General features: G+C 63.1%; 15 protein-coding genes. 10 read left to right on the top strand and 5 right to left on the bottom strand.

The annotated features are described in order from the left end of the window. The first annotated feature begins 22 nt into the window (after positions 1 to 22). The 3 genes from CH306_RS25860 (at position 23) to CH306_RS25850 (ending at position 3299) form a co-directional block, all read left to right on the top strand. Entirely contained in the window at positions 23 to 637 is a 615-nt protein-coding gene (locus tag CH306_RS25860; protein WP_094648211.1) for a hypothetical protein, read from the top strand. 168 nt (positions 638 to 805) lie between these two features. Continuing rightward, on the top strand, positions 806 to 1648 hold the full coding sequence (locus CH306_RS25855) for a hypothetical protein (RefSeq protein WP_094648210.1): 843 nt from the start codon (positions 806 to 808) through the stop codon (positions 1646 to 1648). 70 nt (positions 1649 to 1718) lie between these two features. Next, on the top strand, positions 1719 to 3299 hold the full coding sequence (locus CH306_RS25850; protein WP_094648209.1) for a phytoene desaturase family protein: 1581 nt from the start codon (positions 1719 to 1721) through the stop codon (positions 3297 to 3299). 578 nt (positions 3300 to 3877) lie between these two features. Here CH306_RS25850 and CH306_RS25845 read toward each other — a convergent pair. After that, positions 3878 to 4771: a hypothetical protein gene (locus CH306_RS25845; RefSeq protein ID WP_143545423.1), complete on the bottom strand. Its 894-nt coding sequence runs from the start codon at positions 4769 to 4771 to the stop codon at positions 3878 to 3880. 269 nt (positions 4772 to 5040) lie between these two features. Further along, a complete protein-coding gene (locus tag CH306_RS29900) occupies positions 5041 to 5481 on the bottom strand; it encodes a hypothetical protein (protein ID WP_179272967.1) in 441 nt (146 codons plus the stop codon). A 349-nt stretch (positions 5482 to 5830) separates the two neighbouring features. Here CH306_RS29900 and CH306_RS29245 point away from each other — a divergent pair, with 349 nt between their 5' ends. Next, positions 5831 to 5998, top strand: a complete 168-nt coding sequence (locus CH306_RS29245; RefSeq protein ID WP_179272968.1) for a hypothetical protein — start codon at positions 5831 to 5833, stop codon at positions 5996 to 5998. Between the two features lie 279 nt (positions 5999 to 6277). On the opposite strand, the gene CH306_RS25835 is transcribed toward CH306_RS29245, so the two are convergent. Both CH306_RS25835 and CH306_RS25830 read right to left on the bottom strand, forming a co-directional pair. Further along, on the bottom strand, positions 6278 to 8023 hold the full coding sequence (locus CH306_RS25835; protein ID WP_143545424.1) for a hypothetical protein: 1746 nt from the start codon (positions 8021 to 8023) through the stop codon (positions 6278 to 6280). Between the two features lie 297 nt (positions 8024 to 8320). Next, positions 8321 to 8533: a hypothetical protein gene (locus tag CH306_RS25830; RefSeq protein ID WP_032370879.1), complete on the bottom strand. Its 213-nt coding sequence runs from the start codon at positions 8531 to 8533 to the stop codon at positions 8321 to 8323. Positions 8534 to 8745: 212 nt separating this feature from the next. Between CH306_RS25830 and CH306_RS25825 the strand changes: the two genes are divergently transcribed. Further along, positions 8746 to 10131 carry a cytochrome P450 gene (locus CH306_RS25825; RefSeq protein ID WP_179272969.1) on the top strand — a complete coding sequence of 462 codons (1386 nt, stop codon included), beginning with the start codon at positions 8746 to 8748 and terminating at the stop codon, positions 10129 to 10131. A 41-nt stretch (positions 10132 to 10172) separates the two neighbouring features. Continuing rightward, on the top strand, positions 10173 to 11207 hold the full coding sequence (locus CH306_RS25820) for a GAF domain-containing protein (RefSeq protein ID WP_256981254.1): 1035 nt from the start codon (positions 10173 to 10175) through the stop codon (positions 11205 to 11207). Between the two features lie 173 nt (positions 11208 to 11380). On the opposite strand, the gene CH306_RS29895 is transcribed toward CH306_RS25820, so the two are convergent. Then, positions 11381 to 11878, bottom strand: coding sequence for a helix-turn-helix transcriptional regulator (locus CH306_RS29895; RefSeq protein WP_094648205.1), 498 nt, complete (start codon positions 11876 to 11878; stop codon positions 11381 to 11383). 1064 nt (positions 11879 to 12942) lie between these two features. Between CH306_RS29895 and CH306_RS25810 the strand changes: the two genes are divergently transcribed. The 4 genes from CH306_RS25810 to CH306_RS25795 all read left to right on the top strand — a co-directional run. Continuing rightward, the gene (locus tag CH306_RS25810; RefSeq protein WP_256981253.1) at positions 12943 to 14199 is read left to right on the top strand and encodes a hypothetical protein; all 1257 of its coding nucleotides are present in this window, start codon (positions 12943 to 12945) and stop codon (positions 14197 to 14199) included. Between the two features lie 91 nt (positions 14200 to 14290). Next, complete coding sequence (locus tag CH306_RS25805) at positions 14291 to 15190, top strand: hypothetical protein (RefSeq protein ID WP_094648204.1); 900 nt, start codon at positions 14291 to 14293, stop codon at positions 15188 to 15190. 5 nt (positions 15191 to 15195) lie between these two features. Next, positions 15196 to 16908, top strand: coding sequence for a cutinase family protein (locus tag CH306_RS25800; protein ID WP_094648203.1), 1713 nt, complete (start codon positions 15196 to 15198; stop codon positions 16906 to 16908). Between the two features lie 32 nt (positions 16909 to 16940). Further along, positions 16941 to 17458 (top strand): DUF6668 family protein (locus tag CH306_RS25795; protein WP_094648364.1); only part of this gene is annotated, 518 nt, incomplete at its 3' end.

Here is a 17458-nt window from a genome sequence, read left to right as displayed (position 1 = left end):
AACGAAGAACAGGAATGAAAAAATGACGACGAAAGAGAAAAACCTGTCCTGCGACACCACCGACGAGGGCGGCGGTGACGCCTCTTCTGCCACACCACCGCCGAACCGGCTGGGTGCGGGACGTCAGGTCAGCGTCAGGTCGATCATCACTTCTGTCATCGCTGCAGTCTTGGTTGTCGCTATAGCAGTGCTGGGTTGGATGTTGAACACCAAATCCGATGAGTTGTCGTCGTTGCAAGCCGCTGCGGCCAACGACACGCGGGCGGAGGACATAGCGTCCAATTACGCTGTCGGAGCGGCACAAATGGACTTCACCAAGACGGACGAGTGGAAAACCAGGCTCGTTGCCGGTACGTCGCCGGAACTGGCGAACAGGTTGACCCAGGCTGCGACGTCGATGGAACAGATCACCGCTCCTTTGCAGTGGACGTCGACCTCCACACCCATCACCGCAACGGTCAGATCAGAAGCGGACGGGACGTACGTGGTCGACTGTTTCGTCAACGTCGTGACCAAGAACAATCAAGCGCCGGAGGGCGTCCAGTCCACCGCGACGTACTCGGTGACCATCGACAGCGCAAACAACTGGCTGATCACCGACGTCGGCGGAATCGGAGCCATGATGGAGGCCAAGTGAGCGCCCGCCGCCTCCTCGCGTTACCGTCGAGCAATCGGTCTTGCTTGAACCCGGGATACAGTCCTGCGCATCGAATAATGCCCATTGTTGTAATAGCTACACAGCAATCCGTTGACTATCGGGTGACTACGTAGTCGATCGATTCGTATCGTGCTCAACGTACTGGCTATGTCGTCGATCGTGCTCACCGGGCAGTTGATCTCCGATCCCACCTCACTGGAAGAAGACATGATCTCTCAACCTCCGACGCTCGAATCGGCTGTCGACCCCTTCTGGATTCTGGCCGTATTCAGCGTGATCGCCTTTCTTGCAACGATATACGCGCTTTGGTGGAGCTACAGAGGGCGTGACGCCCTTCCGGTGTTCGCCTGCTTCGGAGCATTCGTATGCTCGCTCAACGAGCCGTTCTATGATTCCCTCGGCAAGATCGTCTATGCCGATAATGCGCACATGGCGTTCACCGGATTCGAGCGCGAAATTCCATGGTTTCTGGTACTCGGATATATTCCGTGGGTCGGTCTCGGCCCTTGTTTCGTGGCACGCATGTTGTCGAGGGGTAGTGCACCGCGAACACTGTATTTCTGGGCTGCTGCGTCATTCGTCTCCGTGGTGGTCGTCGAATCACTGGGCAACGCGGTCGACGGTTGGGACTACTACGGCGACGCGCCTCTGAAATTTCTGGTCGTCGCTCCTCAACTCGCACCGGTTCCGATAGTGGGCGGACTTCTCATCTTCGCACTCGCATACCCACTGCGTGGATGGCAAAGGTATGCAACCACATTCGTCGTCTCGACGGTGGGTCTCCCGATGGTTTTCGCAGCAGCCTCGTGGCCTCTGTACGTCGGATTGAACTTCGAGTTGCCTACCTGGCTCGATTGGATTCTCGGTCTGGCAATGCTCGGATTGACGGCAGGCTTCGTGTGGGCAGCAGTGCACATCGGTGCAACTGTGCGCACGGCGCGCGCACAGGAGGTTTCGATCGACGCGATACCGATACAGTCCGCTGTCTGACATCGGGAATGCACGGGCAGGGCCGTGTCGACTTCAGCGCAATCGTTTCCACACCCCACAAGGAGTTTTCATGCGAACAGTCGGTCGCAGGACACCGCACACCCGCCGGGGAGATAGGGCGGTCGTCATCGGCGCAGGCCACAACGGGCTCACCGCGGCCTGCTATCTCGCCCGCGCGGGAATGGACGTGACCGTTCTCGAGGCGTCACCACGCATCGGCGGAATGACGTCCTCATACGCAGCGCTCCCGGAATTCCCCGAGCATCTACTCAGCGCGGCGTCGATCGACGCTGTGTACTGGCGGGCGTCGACAGTCCACTCCGAACTCGATCTCGACAATCACGGTTTGCGATTCGTAGAGCACGATCCGGCGTGGGCATGGCTCGACGAATCAGGGCGCTCGTTGATCTTTCAGCGCGATGTCCGCAAGACCATCGACGACATCGCGAGGTTCTCTCGCCGTGACGCCGAGCGCTACGCGGAGTTCGTTCCGGCAGCACGGCGTGCGCTCGACATTCAGGATCTGTACGGAACAGGTGCGTCCAACAAGGTCGGCGCATCCATGCTTCGGGCTGCGTTCCGAGGCATCCGCAATTCCGCCACTCGCGACCTCTTGGGATCTGCCCTGACAAGGTCCGGTACCGAGGTGATCGAGGCCTTGTTCGAGAGCCCGGAGATGCGGGGCGCTTTCGCCGCAATGGGCAACATTCTGGGATCCATCACCATCGACGGCAGCGGAATCGCCGCCCTGGCAACCGCGCCCCTCCACAAATACGGCGTGGGCCGAGCGGTCGGCGGGATGCAGGCTATCCCCGACGCGTTGACTCGTTGTCTGGCATCGCATTCGGGCCGCGTACTCGTAAACAGTGAAGTGGATTGCATCGTGGTGAACAACAGGCGAGTGACCGGTGTTCGACTCTCGAATCAAGAGTTCATCGCGGCCGACGTCGTCGTGTCCTCGGTCGCCCCCCAGATCACCGGATCGCTGTTGCGCGATGCCGACGTGGACGAGTCTGCGATCTTGCGGCGCGCTCCGGCGAATGCGCTCAACATCGGTTGCTTCAAGGTCGACATGGCGCTCGGCGGAATGCTCTCGCTGCCGCGGCATCAGCGCAGCGACGGTATCGACATGCGCAAGCCGACAATGATGTTCGGCAGTTTCGAGCAGGTGATCGAAGCCGAACGCCATTCGCGCGAGGGTCGATTCCCTATCGACCCACCATGGTGGGCGACCATTCTCTCGGCGACCGATCCCACGCAGGCACCGGAAGGTCAGGACGTGCTCTACCTGTACGCCCCGTCGCCGGTGCATCCGGTGACGCCGTGGATTGCGCAACGCGAGCAAGCCGCGAGCGTCTTGGTCGACGCCGTAGCCGGAGTGATCGACGGAATAGCCGAACACGAGCTGGGTCGCGTGGTGGAAACGCCGGAGGATCTCGAGACTCGACTCAAGGCACCCAACGGATGCATCTACCACGTCGACCAGATCGTCACCAGACTCGGACCGATGCGACCCGGACTCGGATGGGGAAGCGGTGACAAGCAGGTAAAGGGCCTGTTTCTCGGTGGTGCCGGCTCACACCCCAGTGGTGGTGTCTCCGGTATTCCCGGGCAGATCGCTGCGCGATCCGTTCTTGCCGACCCTCGATAGCGCCGAGTAGGGTTGTGCGGCAATCGTTGTCGCGAGCGGATCGAGACCGGTCGCCCAGTCCGCTTCGCTTCGATCGTGCTCGACGGTGAGCGGGTCGGTCGGGGTGAGGGTGCGCCATCGCGTTCGAGGGTGCGTGGCGTTCGGGCAAGCACCTTCTGCTGACGCCGGTGATCCGTATCGTTCCCTTTTCGGTCGCAGTAGCGGGCGTCCGGTGTCCCGGCGAAACAAGGGAACGGGAGTGCCGTGGCCGAACACCCAGCGCAGTCCCGCAACCTCGAAATCCAATCGACCACTGCAGCAACGACACCGATGTAAGCGGGCGCTGCCGTCACGGTCTTTGCAACGGCGGTTTTCGCCGTGACCGCCACCGAATATGCCCCCGCCTGGGTGGTGCTGGAGCAATCTCCAATGACTTGGGTGTCAGTCGGTATACGCGGCTTCTGGCTGTGCGTTTCATTGCTGGAATTGCCCACGGGGACCGAGAGCGCCCACCATTTTCCGGGCGGTGCTTTGCGCTCTCGGGGCCGTCATAGCTGGTGGTTCGATCGCACGTCACCGACTGCTGTCATTGTTCGGTGTCAACGGGATGAGCCGGATTGCAGTCCGACGCCGACTTTCGCCAAGAGCACGTCCCGCAGCGTTGCGTCCGGGTCGATCTCGATGCCTGCTCGCTTCTGCGCTCGCGCGATCTCGGCGATGACCAACCAAACGAGCAGCGCGGTGAGAACGATCGTGGTTACTCCGCCCACATAGACGAGCACCATCGACGCGTTGCCATTGACCTCGGCGGAGTAATTACTGTTCAGCGCCGTGAATACGGGCCATCCGAGTGCGCCGTTCAGACTGGCGTACAGCCCCGGCAGAATCGGAATGACGATCAACTTGCCCCAGCCGACAAGTCGGTGACGCAGCAGGAAGAATACCAAGCCCGCCGTCAGCTGCAGAGCTCCGTCGATCGTGTACCACCACGCCGGCGCACCGAAGATCAGGAATGGTTGCTGCCCGTAATAGCGGTACAGGCCGAGTTGAGCCCCTGCGATCTGCAGCGCCGCATCGAACAGCCAAGAAAGCGCGTAGGCGTATACAAAAAACTTGACGCCTTTACCCAGAAAAATAGCCCGATAGATCACGAAGCTCTGAAGTCCGAAGAAGAAAGCGTAGCCCAAAACGACGTACAAAGGAATGTGACGCCCGAACAATTCGACGGTGACCGCTACGTTGTCGGCTGCAAACCACAGTAGGCCGAGGTAATCGAGATATGGTTCGAGCAGCCCCATGAACAGGCCAGCGATCAGGAACACCAATCCCAGCGTCTCGCCTTGCAGGGCCAAACGGATGACCCAGGCCGCAGCGGCCGCGAAGAATGCAACACAGACAACCGTGAAGGTCACGCTCCACGAGAACGGTGCCGAGAGATCGGTAGGCGGGATCGGGTACATCGGTGCTACTTGGCCGAGCACTTCGACAATCAAATTCTCCTCCTGCGTCCCCCGTCGACGGGCTGACGGTTTCGACAGTATGTCACAGTATCCCCAAGAATCTGATACATACGCATCAATTACTCTGTTCTGCTACGCAAACTGCGCCTTTCGTCCGGTTTTGTATCAAAGTTAGCTGATGCCTCGCACGCGATGCCGGAAACTGTCGAGCCGGGCTGCGAGCCGTGCTCGTAGCGTCGGCGAGAGTGAGCAGCCAGTTGCCACCGGTCACGTGCGGTTGTGTCGGACTGAAGTGCAACTTTTCATCCCACCAGCTCGGAGTCGTGTTCCCAGACTGCGATGTGGAAGAACCGGCGCGGGATCGTCGCGCCCCGGTGCACCGGATCGTCGGCGGCGAAGATGCATCCGGGAAATATCGGCGGCCGCTCATCGCCCACAAAGCAGGCACCATCACCGACCTGAGCGTCACCGCAGGTGACGCCATCACCCAAGGCACCGTCCTCACCGAAATCAAGTAGCCGGGTTTTGCAATGCATCCGGGTTCTATCAGCAGTGTTCGATCGGGCAAGCACGACTTCGAAGACACGCGTCTCGCTCTGTCTGCGTTGCTGCATGTCGCGGACACGGTACGGGCGCATCTTGAGGCGTAGCTCGCAGGTCTGGGCTTGAGTTGGGCACGTTACGAAGTACTCGACGCGGTTGGAGAACATGGGCGAATGACGTGCGGCGATCTCGGACGTCATTCGCGCACGATCGGTGCCACGGCAAGCGCTCTTGAAAAGTCGGGGTTGGTCTCATGCGAATCGAATCCGAACAAACCGCAGCAGTTGGTCGTAGCGCTGACCAGGAGGGGCGACTCCCTCCTCATCAGGGCCAATCGGGCACTGATCGACCGAACGCAGGGTGACACCGATACCACTCCCGTGTACGACGCGATACACATCATTGAACGGCACTGCACCAGGGCTCGACCGACCGCTCACGTCCACTCGGTTCATTCAAGAGTCTCCACCCGAGATGCACCAGTGAGTAACACATAGTTCATGTCGACATCTGGCGACCTCAGAGGCATCCCCGGTCGGTAATTGCTTCGTGACCGGCGACAGTGAACGTGCTCTGCAATTCCAACCAATCAGTCTGTCGCCCGAACACGCCCAGTTGGAAATGGCGTCGGGTTCGCGGTTGGCCGATCCCGACGTCGGCGTCTGCCGGGCGGTCGGTGTCGTTCTGGACGACGTGACCGGATACGTAGTCGTATAGGGGATCTCGGCTGACTCGTGGCCTGTAAGTCTGGGCATCCGCGTGGACTTCCTTCGTGACCCGCCGATAAACGGAACGCCGATCACAGCGACCGGCGACACCGTCGCCCGTGACGCCACCAGCGGAACGACACAGGGGGGCCGCTCGCGACCCTCGCGGCTCCCTTCTTGCGTTGATCACCCACCGACAACACGTTCGAGAACAAATGTTGCCGGCGGCGAATTCACCGCCGCTTCGGCGCGCCCGCGTCTGCCAGATGGGTGAGCGGTACACCGTACGTCAGAACGGGTCTGGCGGCCCGGTATCCATCACGGCGAGGATGTAGTCGTGGTCGGGTGGATCGGCCGGGTGATCGTCAGCGATCGCGAACAATGACCGATCGGGCTCGGGCGGGGTGCGTGCCTCCTCGCGGGTTGCGAGCCATTCTCGCCAGACGATGCGTTCGGCGCGGTGGCGCACGATGCGGGCACGGACGGCCGATGTGAGGCCGTGACGATGGCCGATGTCGTCGAGTTCGACCGGCCCGACCGCGATCTGGTTGTTTTCGACCGTGAGTAGACCGGCGACGCGCAGATCCAACAGAGCCTCGTATCCGCTGGTTCGGCCGACCCCGACGACGGTGAACAATTCATCCGGGGTGAGGGGTTCTGGTGCGGCGACCACTGCGTCGTAAAGGACGCGGTGACGCCAGCCGATGACACTCCAGGCCGGGTGTACCGACTCAACCTCTGCTGCCCCTGTCACGGTGTCCATTACCGCCGCTCGACCCGCGTGAGTCGGTACCAACGCGTACCGATCCGGGTTCTGGCCCACTCCTCGTTCGATCAGCAACAGCGGTGCGCCCTCCAGGTCTCGCAGCCGCTCCAGAACTGACCACACGGTTGATTCAGGGAGCATGCCGGCGGCGATGGACAGTGACCGGCCACCGACACCGACAGTGGGAACACCTTCCACTATCTCCCCTGAGACTGCAGCGGCCCACGCCAAGGCTTGAACGACTGCATGGGTAGTCCAACGGTCTCGCCGATGGAGAAACTCGGAAGCGACCCAGGTTTGAGCGTGGGTAAGCCATGAACGAAATACCGGATCGTAGGTACCCCCTGTGTGCTTTTGCTTGTGCCCGGTATCCCGGACTGGATCGGGGAGTGTCGATGCGGCCCAGTCGAGGGCGCGGGCGGTGTCGCGGCGGATGGCGCGTTCGGGCTCGGCGTAGCGGGCGTACGCGGCGCGCACGCCCGCCCAGGCAGGTTCGGCGACGCGGGTGAGGACGTCGGCGGTGCTGGCGCCGGCGAGGACGGCGTGGGTGATGACGGACTGGCGTGCTTCCGAGCGTGAGGGCCAGCGGCGGGTGTCGATGCGGCCGGTGCTGGCGAAGTCGAGGACGCAGCGCGGCGGCGGGGTGGAGCGGCAGAAACGCGGATGCAACCGGGCGTCGCCGTCGCTGCCGAGGACGCGTTCAGCTGACGTCTCGGCGCGGATGTGGGCGTCGATCGGGCTGGTGATCGCTCGGCCCGTTCCTCCGAGCAGGGCTTCGAGCCGCTGGAGTGTGCCGACATCGGACCCGACGGTCAGGATGTCGGACGCTGCAGGCGGGTCGAGCTCGACGAGGGTGCGGTGGCCACCTTCTTTGCACTGCGAGCCTGGGACTGTGATGCACCCGGTTTTGTGGTTGGTCATCGGTGTGATGTCCAACGTGGGAAGTCGCGCTGCGAGAAGGCGCAACAACGGCCGGATCTCGTCAGCGGTGACCGTTTTTCCCGGTGCCAGCGGTATCAATACGTGTCGGCCGCCGCTGGTCGATTCATCGACGACTGCGCGGCCACCGCATTCGGTCAACCAGGCCAACAGACGCTGGGTGTCGGCGACAACGCAGGCGTGGCCGTGGTGTTTGGTGTCGAAGTCCAAGGCAACGATGCCAGCGCGCCCGCGCGAGAACAACGGCACAGCTGATGGCAGTGCCGGCCTTTTGACCGTCAACGGCCCCGCGGACACGTATTTACGCGTCGTCGGGTCGTACAGCCTCATCGATCGGCGCGCCGCAATGGCCGGTGCGAATCGATGCCACAACCGGTCCGCAGTCGCATCCCGATCGACGACACGAGCATTCAATCTTGTACCTACTTCAGGGCACGATGTACCCTGAGACATGTCCGCCAAGACAGTCCCTTCGGGGAAGAGCACCACAGAACGAGTTGCGAGCTAGTCACTCGCTTCTCTGACTTCAGAAGCCCTCGGCCCGCACGCCGGGGGTTTTTGTCATCTCAAGGTGCTGCGTAGATTTAGTTGGACGTAAGACCCAAATGTCGATTCAGGTCGAGACGGCTACGCAGTCAAGGGCAGTACCCCCTGTTCATGCGCGCGATTCAGTTCGCGCGCAAGATCTTCGCGGTCGCTGGCAATCGCGATCAGATCAGCGACGTATTGACTCAGAGATGTCGCGCCAGCCGAGCTTCGCTGCGCCTTGAGCGTGTCAATCAGCTCCGAAGGCAGTCGGACAGTCAGCGACGTCCGGTCACCCTTACTGGGCATCGGCATGGCACGGCCTCCTTCGTCTACTTCCGCGGTCCCAACCGGTGTCTATCCTGAACCAGAATCATTTTCGAAGCGTTGAGACACGCCGAGGAAGTCACCAGGAATTACACCTCTGTCATTCAAACGGTCTTCACGCGTTGCCCGGTTCGCACTCATTTGATGCGTCAGACATGGTCGCCGACCAGTGTCTGTAAACGTGGGGGACACTGTCTGGCATGGAGATCGCCCAAACCATCTCGAAGACTCTGCCTCATCCGCGCTACCGACTGCCGTTTGCCGGAGACATCGTTGGCCTCGATACTGCCAAGCCAGTTCAAAAAGAGATGACAATGGCCTCTGAACTTGGGGGGATCTACGAACGCAAAATTTTTGGCCACCGACTCGTGGTGGTCTCGGAACCGGAGCTTGTCGCGGAAGTCAACGACGAGAAGTACTGGGCCAAATTTCTGGCCCTGCCACATCGAAAGCTACGCGCCATCGGCGAAGACGGTCTGTTCACCGCGTTCAACTCAGAGCCGAACTGGCATCGCGCGCACGCCGTGCTCGGGCCGGCGTTCAGCAAAGCGGCCATGCGCGGTTACCACGAAGCCATGCAGGAATCAGTCAACAAACTTCTGACCTCGTGGGACAGCGGATCGGGTCCGGTAGACGCCTACGACGAGTGCTCGAAACTGGCCTTCGACGTGATCGGGCGTTGCGCCCTATCGCATGATTTCGGCTCGTTTCGCCAGCCCGTGCCCTTTGCGGACGCCATCGCTCGCGTCCTTCAATTTGTCAACAAGTCATCGAACGATGTACCGATCATTCGCTCTGTCCTAGGGCGAGGGGCGACGAAGCAGCACGACGAGGACCTCCAGTTCATACGCCACACTGTCGACTCCCTGATCGAACAGCGAATGGCCCAACCTGACTCCAACACAACGTCTTCGGATCTGCTCGAACACATGCTCAACACGCCGGACCCCCATACGGGCGACAGACTGACACTGGAGAACATCCGCAACCAGATCATCACTTTCTTGATCGCGGGGAACGAGACAACAGCATCGACCATCGCCTTTGCGTTGCATTTCCTGAGCACCCGACCCGATGAGATGCAGCGGATACGGGCCGAAGTCGACGCCGTCGCTCCTGATGGCACCGACATCGAGTTCGAGGATGTGCCCAAGCTGCGACGGACACGACATGTAGTCGACGAAACTCTCCGCCTGTGGCCAGCTGCACCCGGTTACTTCCGCAAGGCACGTGAACGCGGCGCAACTTCGCTGGGTGGATACGAGGTGCCCGAAGGATGGGTCTTTGTGCTCCTTCCACAGCTTCACCGCTCGCCGGAGTGGGGGCCAGAGGCACACACCTTCGACCCCGACCGGTTCGCCACAGGCCAGGCCAGCGACACCAACCGCCGCATCTACAAGCCTTGGGGCACTGGTCTGCGAGCGTGTATCGGCCGCCAATTCGCCCTACACGAGGCGGTGCTTGCGTTGGCGTCCATCGCTCGTCGGTACGAGATTCGGGCAGACCCCGATTACCAGCTCGACGTGCGAGAAGCCGTGACAATGAGGCCACATGGCGTCAGACTTTCTGTTTCGCGGCGGCCGTGACTGTACCGTCGTCGGTCTAGGTCGATCAGGAAGGGGAACCTGTGGACATCGTGAATAGCTGGCACCTGGTGGAAACCTTGGTTCCAGGACAGATGACAGTCATCAGTACTGGGGGGAAGGTCCGAGATTGGACCAAAATCGATCGCTTGTCACCTGGGCCTGAGTTCGATCTGCATGGTTTTCTGGAACTCACACGCAGTTCTTGCGCCGAGCAAGATGTGCTCTTCAAAGGCCGTCGGCGTCAAGCTCGGATTCGCGCAGTACCAGTTCTGGGGCCGTCAGGGGAAACCCACGGCATACAGGTCTGGGTGGGGGACCCGAAGGTCGAACCCGATCCTGTGCGCACCGTTTCCGGAATAGCCTGGCTACTCGAACGCACCGTCATCGAGCAGACAGTCGAGGCTTCCGCGATGTCCGGTGTCTCTGCCGCTGATCACGTGCCGGAACGAACCCCGGCGGAGTACAACGCCAAGGCCGTCAAATTCGATGGGTGCGAAGAGTTGTTCGCCCAGGCACTGGTCCCTACCCACGGTCAGAAGTGGGAGGGCCCAATGTCCGTTCTTCACGCAGATGGCCGAATCATGCGTTGGCATTGCTGGGGCCGGGGGAGAACTGACCCTCCCAACGTCGGTCTGAGGCTGCTCTGGCACGACGTGACAGACACAACGGAACCCGACAAACCGACATTGGCTGAGCTGGGAATGCCGAGCGGCCTCGAGAGCGGTGGCACACGCATCGCTGTATTCGACGGCCGCACCGGGATTTTGACGATGTGGCTGCCGGAAGCTCCAACCTGGGTGAAATGGCGTGACCTCACAAGCGGCTGCGGCGTGTTGCACGACGACGACCGAGCGACACTGTCAGATGCTCTAGAAAAGTGGACTCACGATACGTCACCTGTGTCAGCTGATGTACGCGTCCGTGCAATCGAGGGCGGCGACGCAACCGGCTGGAAGTGGCAGCAAACCCGACTCGAACTACGGCCCTACCCTGGACAGCTTGGTGACCGGCTGGTCCTTGCGGTGCTCCCCGCGCTACAACCTTCCGAGCAGGTGCTCGAGGTTCCCACTCCCTAACAGATCGTGATAGCTTCGCCCTCGGCACCTTCCGCTCTCCCGAAGAGCTGAAGATTTCCTGTCGGCCGCATGGCCCTCAGACGCAGCCTTTGAGCACCACGTGGAACACATTTCACGTGGCTAATAAGCACGCGTCTTGGAGCCAGAATGTCGATCCAGAGTCAGGTCCCCAGTCAGGCCGGTTCGCCCCGTGGCCGCTTCCGCACACGCTCGTATGCCTCGCTAACCCGTTGCGCCGGGTACCCCAACGCTTCCGCTATCTGGCGGGCGGCCGGCGCGCTCAGCTTGCTCTGCCCGCGCTCAAGCGCCCCGATGTACTGGCTACTGACGCCGATTTCGCTCGCCAGCATCCCCTGGGTCAGCCCCCTGGATATTCGCAGATCACCGAGGTATTCCTCGCCCTCCGGCACTGAGACGAAATCGCTGATCTCGCTCCCAAATTCCTTAGCGCATCGAGCAAGAGTGTCTATGCGGGGATGGGACTGGCCTCGCTCCCATTGTGAGTACGTCGTCAAAGCCACTCCGAGAACGCGCGCAACCTCGGCACCACTCAGCTTGAGTTCAATTCGTCGTGCCCGCAGCTTGTCAGGTGCGAAACCACGCAACCGACGCCTCACAGAAGGAACCTCACGAGAGGACACGATGCCACTTGTCCCAATTCGGTAGCACATAAAGCATGTTTAGATGATAATGTATAGAAACAGTTGTTTAGACAATGCGATCGAGGTTCGCCCCTGGGTGTCGGCAGAGCAAGATTCGGCTTACAGACGCACACCGCATCAACCGCAGCGTCTACGCATCACTGATACGCCAAAGAAAGCGAGAATCCAACTGGCACAGAGTTACTCGAATTAGCAGACTCCAGATGCGCCGTGATTGGTCGTCCCGAAACGCATCCGGAGTCCCCTCCACCTACAGAACAAAGCCCAATATCGGGCCCAACTTGTATCCGCAGGGGCTCTCCCAGCCTATGCGGATCTAGCAGAACCGCAATCGGATCGGAGACACCTATGACATCTGTCGCGCAACCGCGAACGTTACATCCGAGCTCCACCTGCAATCCCGGCACCGCTCTCTGCCCCTCGGTCAACGACCATGTTGCGGGCCTGGCCGTGTGTTCGCTCCCAACCGTGCCCCACCACAGCCACCACAGGCTGATCTGCGAAGAGACGGGCGCGGTAATCGGTGAATGGACTGACGCCAATGCGACGTTCCTGGAACCACTCCCACGGTCTCCGCTCTTCAGCCACGTGGCCTAGTACCCCCAATCTCGACTGACGCCTGAAGAGGCGATCAGTCGCGAGGGTCTACGCGGCGAACTCACCGCACTGAGGCTCCCGTGTAGCCCTTCAGTTGGTGGACCGGCGCGAGGGTCGCGTGGTGACGCTTCGACCTCATCGTGTGCCGAACTGCGCGACCCCGCCGGGACATCGAACACATTCCACAACTCCACTGACAGAAAGGAATACGACCGATGCCTTGGATCTTCTCGCAGCTTTGGTTCTGGCTCGGCCTGCTGGGCTGAGCGCTCGTGGATGCCAGCGTGCAACGGACGCACGCTGGCATCCACTCCCAAGGCATCACCCATCGTCCGCGCTGAGGGATCACCCGAAGGCTGACCCTCGTTTTCGGTCGTTCTCCCAGCGCGGACGGTGGTGGTTCCACCACCAATTACTCCTGCCACACCCGCCCAACACCGCTGCCTCGCAGCGACTTACGAAAGGAACCACCACACATGTCTCCCCAGCAAGGAATTGGCGGACGTCACCGCCGCCGCAGAGAACGGGCACTCGTCCTCACTGCCGTACCCGTCGCCGTCGCACTGGCATGGGGCACCGCAACCGCACACGCGGCACCGCAGGACTTCGTGACTGCACCCGACACCGCCCAGTCCGACACCACCGACACCACCCCCGTCGCGCCGCCGCCGGCCCCGACCCAGGAACGCCAGTTCCTGCCCGGCTACCAGGCCTCACCCCAGGTGCAGCAGTCCCAGTGGCGTAGCTACGACGACTACCGGTCCGGCAACCAGCAGTCCTCGTACCAGAACACCTACTACGAGCCCGCTCCCGCGCCGCAGGCCGCGCCGACCGACGCACCCCCTGCCCTGCAAGCGGCCCCGCCGCCCCCGCCGCCGGTTCCGACTGTGCAGCGCAAGGTCATTGCACCGATCAACGCACCCGAGGGCTACGTCCTCGTCGGCGGCGAACTCGTGCCGTACGACCCGAACCTGCTCGATCCGAACCTGGTCAAGCAATTCAACAACACCGGAGCCGCAATCCAGGCCGACGGCGGAAACTGGCTGGTGGACAACGGATTCGCCGATGCCTCTCGCGCCGACCGTATCGCTGCGGGCACCATCACCGGCGTCGTCGCAGGCGGCGCTGTCGGCCTTGCCGCTTCCGTGGCCCCTGCCGCAGTGATCACCGGCACCGCAGCCGCCATCGGCGGCGGACTCGGCGTCGCAGCCACTACCGGCACAGGTGCGATCGTCTGGGGCGGACCGGTCGGATGGGTCTTCATCCCCGGCGCAGCGGCACTCGCCGGAGCAGGAGTCGGCGCTGCCCTGTCGGCTCCGATTGTGCTGGGCCTGACCGGCACAGGTGCGGTCATCGGCGGCATCCTCGGAGCCACCGTCCTCGGCGGCGAGCAGCAGATCATCGAAGAGCCCGCACCGCTTCCGGCACCCGAGAGCATTCCGGCTGCCCCCGCTGCGCCCCTGACCGTCGATTCCCCCAGCGTCGAGAACGCCATCGACACCACCGTCGACCAGATCCAGGGCAGCCTCGACCTCGCCCCGGCCGACGTCGACCAGGCCGCCACGGCGGTCCAGGGGTGGACCGAACCCGCCTACGAGCAGGTCCAACAGTTCACCTCGACGGTGCTCGAGCAGCCCGCCGTGGCGGACACCGTGGCGGCGGTCAACACCGCAGCCGCGCCCGTTCTCGACCAGGCGAAAGCAGCACTGCCGGGTCTGAACCTCGCGATCTGACCGCCGGGTGCAGCCCGACCTCTGGTGGCCGGGCTGTATCCGAAGGTTCGACCCCGTTCGTTCCTCACCTCGACCCTTGGAAAGGCCTGTTGTGGCACCTCGAGACCGCACCACCTACGCCGACACCCACCACGACACCGACGACTGGTTCGCCGACCCGGTTGTCGCCGAGGCCGAGAGTGCCGCAGCAGCTTCCGAATATCCGACCGAACGCAGACTGACAGTCCTGACCGAACATCAGTCCGCCGGCACCGATCCGGACGACGACTGGTTCGTCGAGCACCCTACCGACGACATCGCTGTGGACCACCCTGACCGTGGCCCCGCATCCCAGCCCTCGAAAGGATACGGCTCCTTCGACGAACGGACCTCCCTACTTCGCGCCGGAGGCCCCTACACCGCACCCAGACCGGCTCCACAGTCATGGTGGCGACGCCACCGCTCCGCCGTCGCCGTCACGACCGCACTCGCGGTCCTGATCGGGGGAGTAGTGGGAGCCGGGCTGGTGCTCACCGGATTCGGCGACGAACCGCAACCAACGCCCGTACTGCTTCCCGACGAGATCGTCACCACCACAGCAGCTCCGACCTCGACCGCTCCCGCGGCGGCCGGTGCGGCCGCCGCCGATGTCACCTGGTGCCGGGGCCAGGCTGACGGTGACCCGGTCACCGAAGACAGTGACGACCCCGGTGCGGTGGCGATCTGGCGGTTCGAGAAGGCCTTCTACTTCGACCGCGACGGGGCCGCTGCCCGCGCCGCAGGTGCACCCGATGCGGTGATGGCGTCCGCGCAGCGCCTCCAGTCAGGGATCGACCAGCTCGAACCCGATATCGAGTTCTGTGTCCTTGCCGACCCGATCGACGCCGGGATCTACGACGTCACCGTCGTCGAGCGCGGGCCCGGCATCGACGGGCGCATGAGTCGCCAACGGATCACCACCACCAAGCAGCAGGACGGCACGACGCTCATCTCCGCCATCGTCTCCCGCTGACCCCCATGACCAGGCACATCCGCTGGATCCCACCGAAGAAGAGAGAAGCCGTGCACACACCCATCGACCAGGTTCGCCGCCTGACCGTGCGCCTGCTCGCCGCCACCGCCGCAGTGACCATCGTGGTCTCCGCGAGCGGTGTCGCGGCCGCGCAGCCGTCCGCGACACCCACCCCACCGGACACTGACAGCGGGGACTGCCCGGTGCTGCATCTCGTGGTGGTCCCCGGTACCACCGAGATCGACGAGAACTCCTCTCCCGACTCCGATTCCGGCTTCTTCTCCCGGCTGACCGTGCCCGCAATGCGCGATGCGAACTCCGGTGACGGGCCCGCTCTAGAACGCAGCTACGTCCCGTACCCGGCAAGTTTCGGCGGCAAGCCAGGCGATCGCTCCGCCGTTCCGTACGCCCAGTCCGTCGACATCGGCGTCGAGAACACCACCAAGATGATCTCCGACATCGCCGAACGCTGCCCCGGCACGAAGGTCTTCCTCTCCGGCTACTCCCAGGGCGGCGAGGTCGCCTCCCAGGTCACCCGCGAAATCGGAGCAGGAACCGGACCCGTCGACGCCGAGCACTTCGCCGGCGCAGCACTGTTCTCCGACCCCACCCGCGCCGAAGGCGAAGACGTCATCGCCAGCGGGGGATCGACCCCCGCTCCGGCACCGGGAACGAGCGGCGCAGCCGTGGACACCGTCCAACTCGCCCCGGCCGTCGCCGCAGCCGCCCCCGCAGGCGGCGGTATCGCACCGACACCGAAGATCGCCGGATTCGGCGCAGTCTCCGACCGGGTCGCCTCGTACTGCACCGCAGGCGATCTCGCGTGCGACACCCCTATCGACGCCCCCGCGGCCAAGCTCGTTGCCTCCATCGCCGGACAGTCCTCGATGGACACCCGCGACCCCGTCCGGATCCTCACCGACGTCTCCACCGCCGTCGGACGTACCGCGCTGATGACCGGTGCGTCGATGATCAACGACAACATCGACTTCGATTCCAAGGCTGGACGATTCGAGGTCAACTCGTCATCGGAGACCGTGCTGTCGAAGATGGCGAAGTACTCCGACCCCTCCGCCACCTCGACCGACGAGATGATCGACGAAGCGGTCGGCGCGGTCACCAAGATCGCCGGCATGGCCATCGGCGCGGCGATCACCGTCGCCAAGGACGTCATCACCCCCGAGACCATCGGCCAGCTCGCCACCGTCGGGCTCACCAACCCACCCGCAGCCCTCGGCATGCTCGCCACCAAAGTGCTGTCCTCGGCGGTCAAGCTCGTGCCCCCGGCGACGATCGACTCGGCCGTCGACGTCGCGTTCCAGGAAGTGTCGAACACCATCGACGAGAACGCCGGTCTCGCGCAGCTCGTCACCGACACCTCGTACTGGAACACCGCAACCAAACACGGCTCCTACGACAGTGTGCCGGTCGGATCCAAAGGTGAGACCCCCATCGAGCTAACCGTGCGGTGGATCGTCGCGCTCGCCGCAGACCTGACCGGCGATCAGAGCCTCGCCGACAAGGTCGGGGCAGTGATCGAACAAGGCGCGTCGCTGTTCGCCACCACCGACACCGTCCGCAGTGCCGGAAGCATCCTCGCCGCCCACGCCACCGTCGGAGCAACCGGCACCGCCACGACGACCACAGCGGCCACCACGACGACCCCCTCTGTTTCTGCCGCTGTGCCGACCACCGTCTCACCAACCACCACTCGGTGACCGAGAACGCCGGAGAAGGAGGTGCGCCCGAGATGGCCGCACAACCAGCTGAGCACCATGACTATTACCGAGACGACGACTTGTCGGTCACCCCGGCAGGGCTGCGGACACCGCCGCCCGAACGCCGAGCACCGATTCACGACGACCCGATCGCAGTCCACGGTCGCCCGCCCGTGATGTGGCTCCTCGCCGCTCACGGGCGCTCCGGCGCAGGCACACTCGCCCAGATCTGGGCCCCGGCGGGCGATGCCCGCCGAGGCTGGCCCGCCGCCGACCGGCACCGCAACGTCGTCGTCGTCTGCCGCACCGACCGCGCCGGCCTCGACGCCGCGCACGACCTGCTCCTGCAATCGGCCGCCGGCCAGACCGGTGGCTGCACTCTCCTCGGACTGGTCCTGGTACCCGACGCCCCCGGCCTACTCCCGAAAACCCTGCGCCGATGGGCGGACGTCGTCGCCTCCGCAGCACCAGCGGTGTGGCGGATCCCGTACGTCGAGGATCTGCGCATCCACAGACAGAACGAACTCGCGATCTGGACCCCCACCGAACC

This window comes from Rhodococcus sp. 15-725-2-2b (genome assembly GCF_002259075.1).
In the GTDB taxonomy this organism is placed as follows: Bacteria; Actinomycetota; Actinomycetes; order Mycobacteriales; family Mycobacteriaceae; genus Rhodococcoides.
The sequence above is the reverse complement of the archived record's forward strand: the minus strand, read 5'-3'. Positions and strand labels throughout refer to the sequence as shown.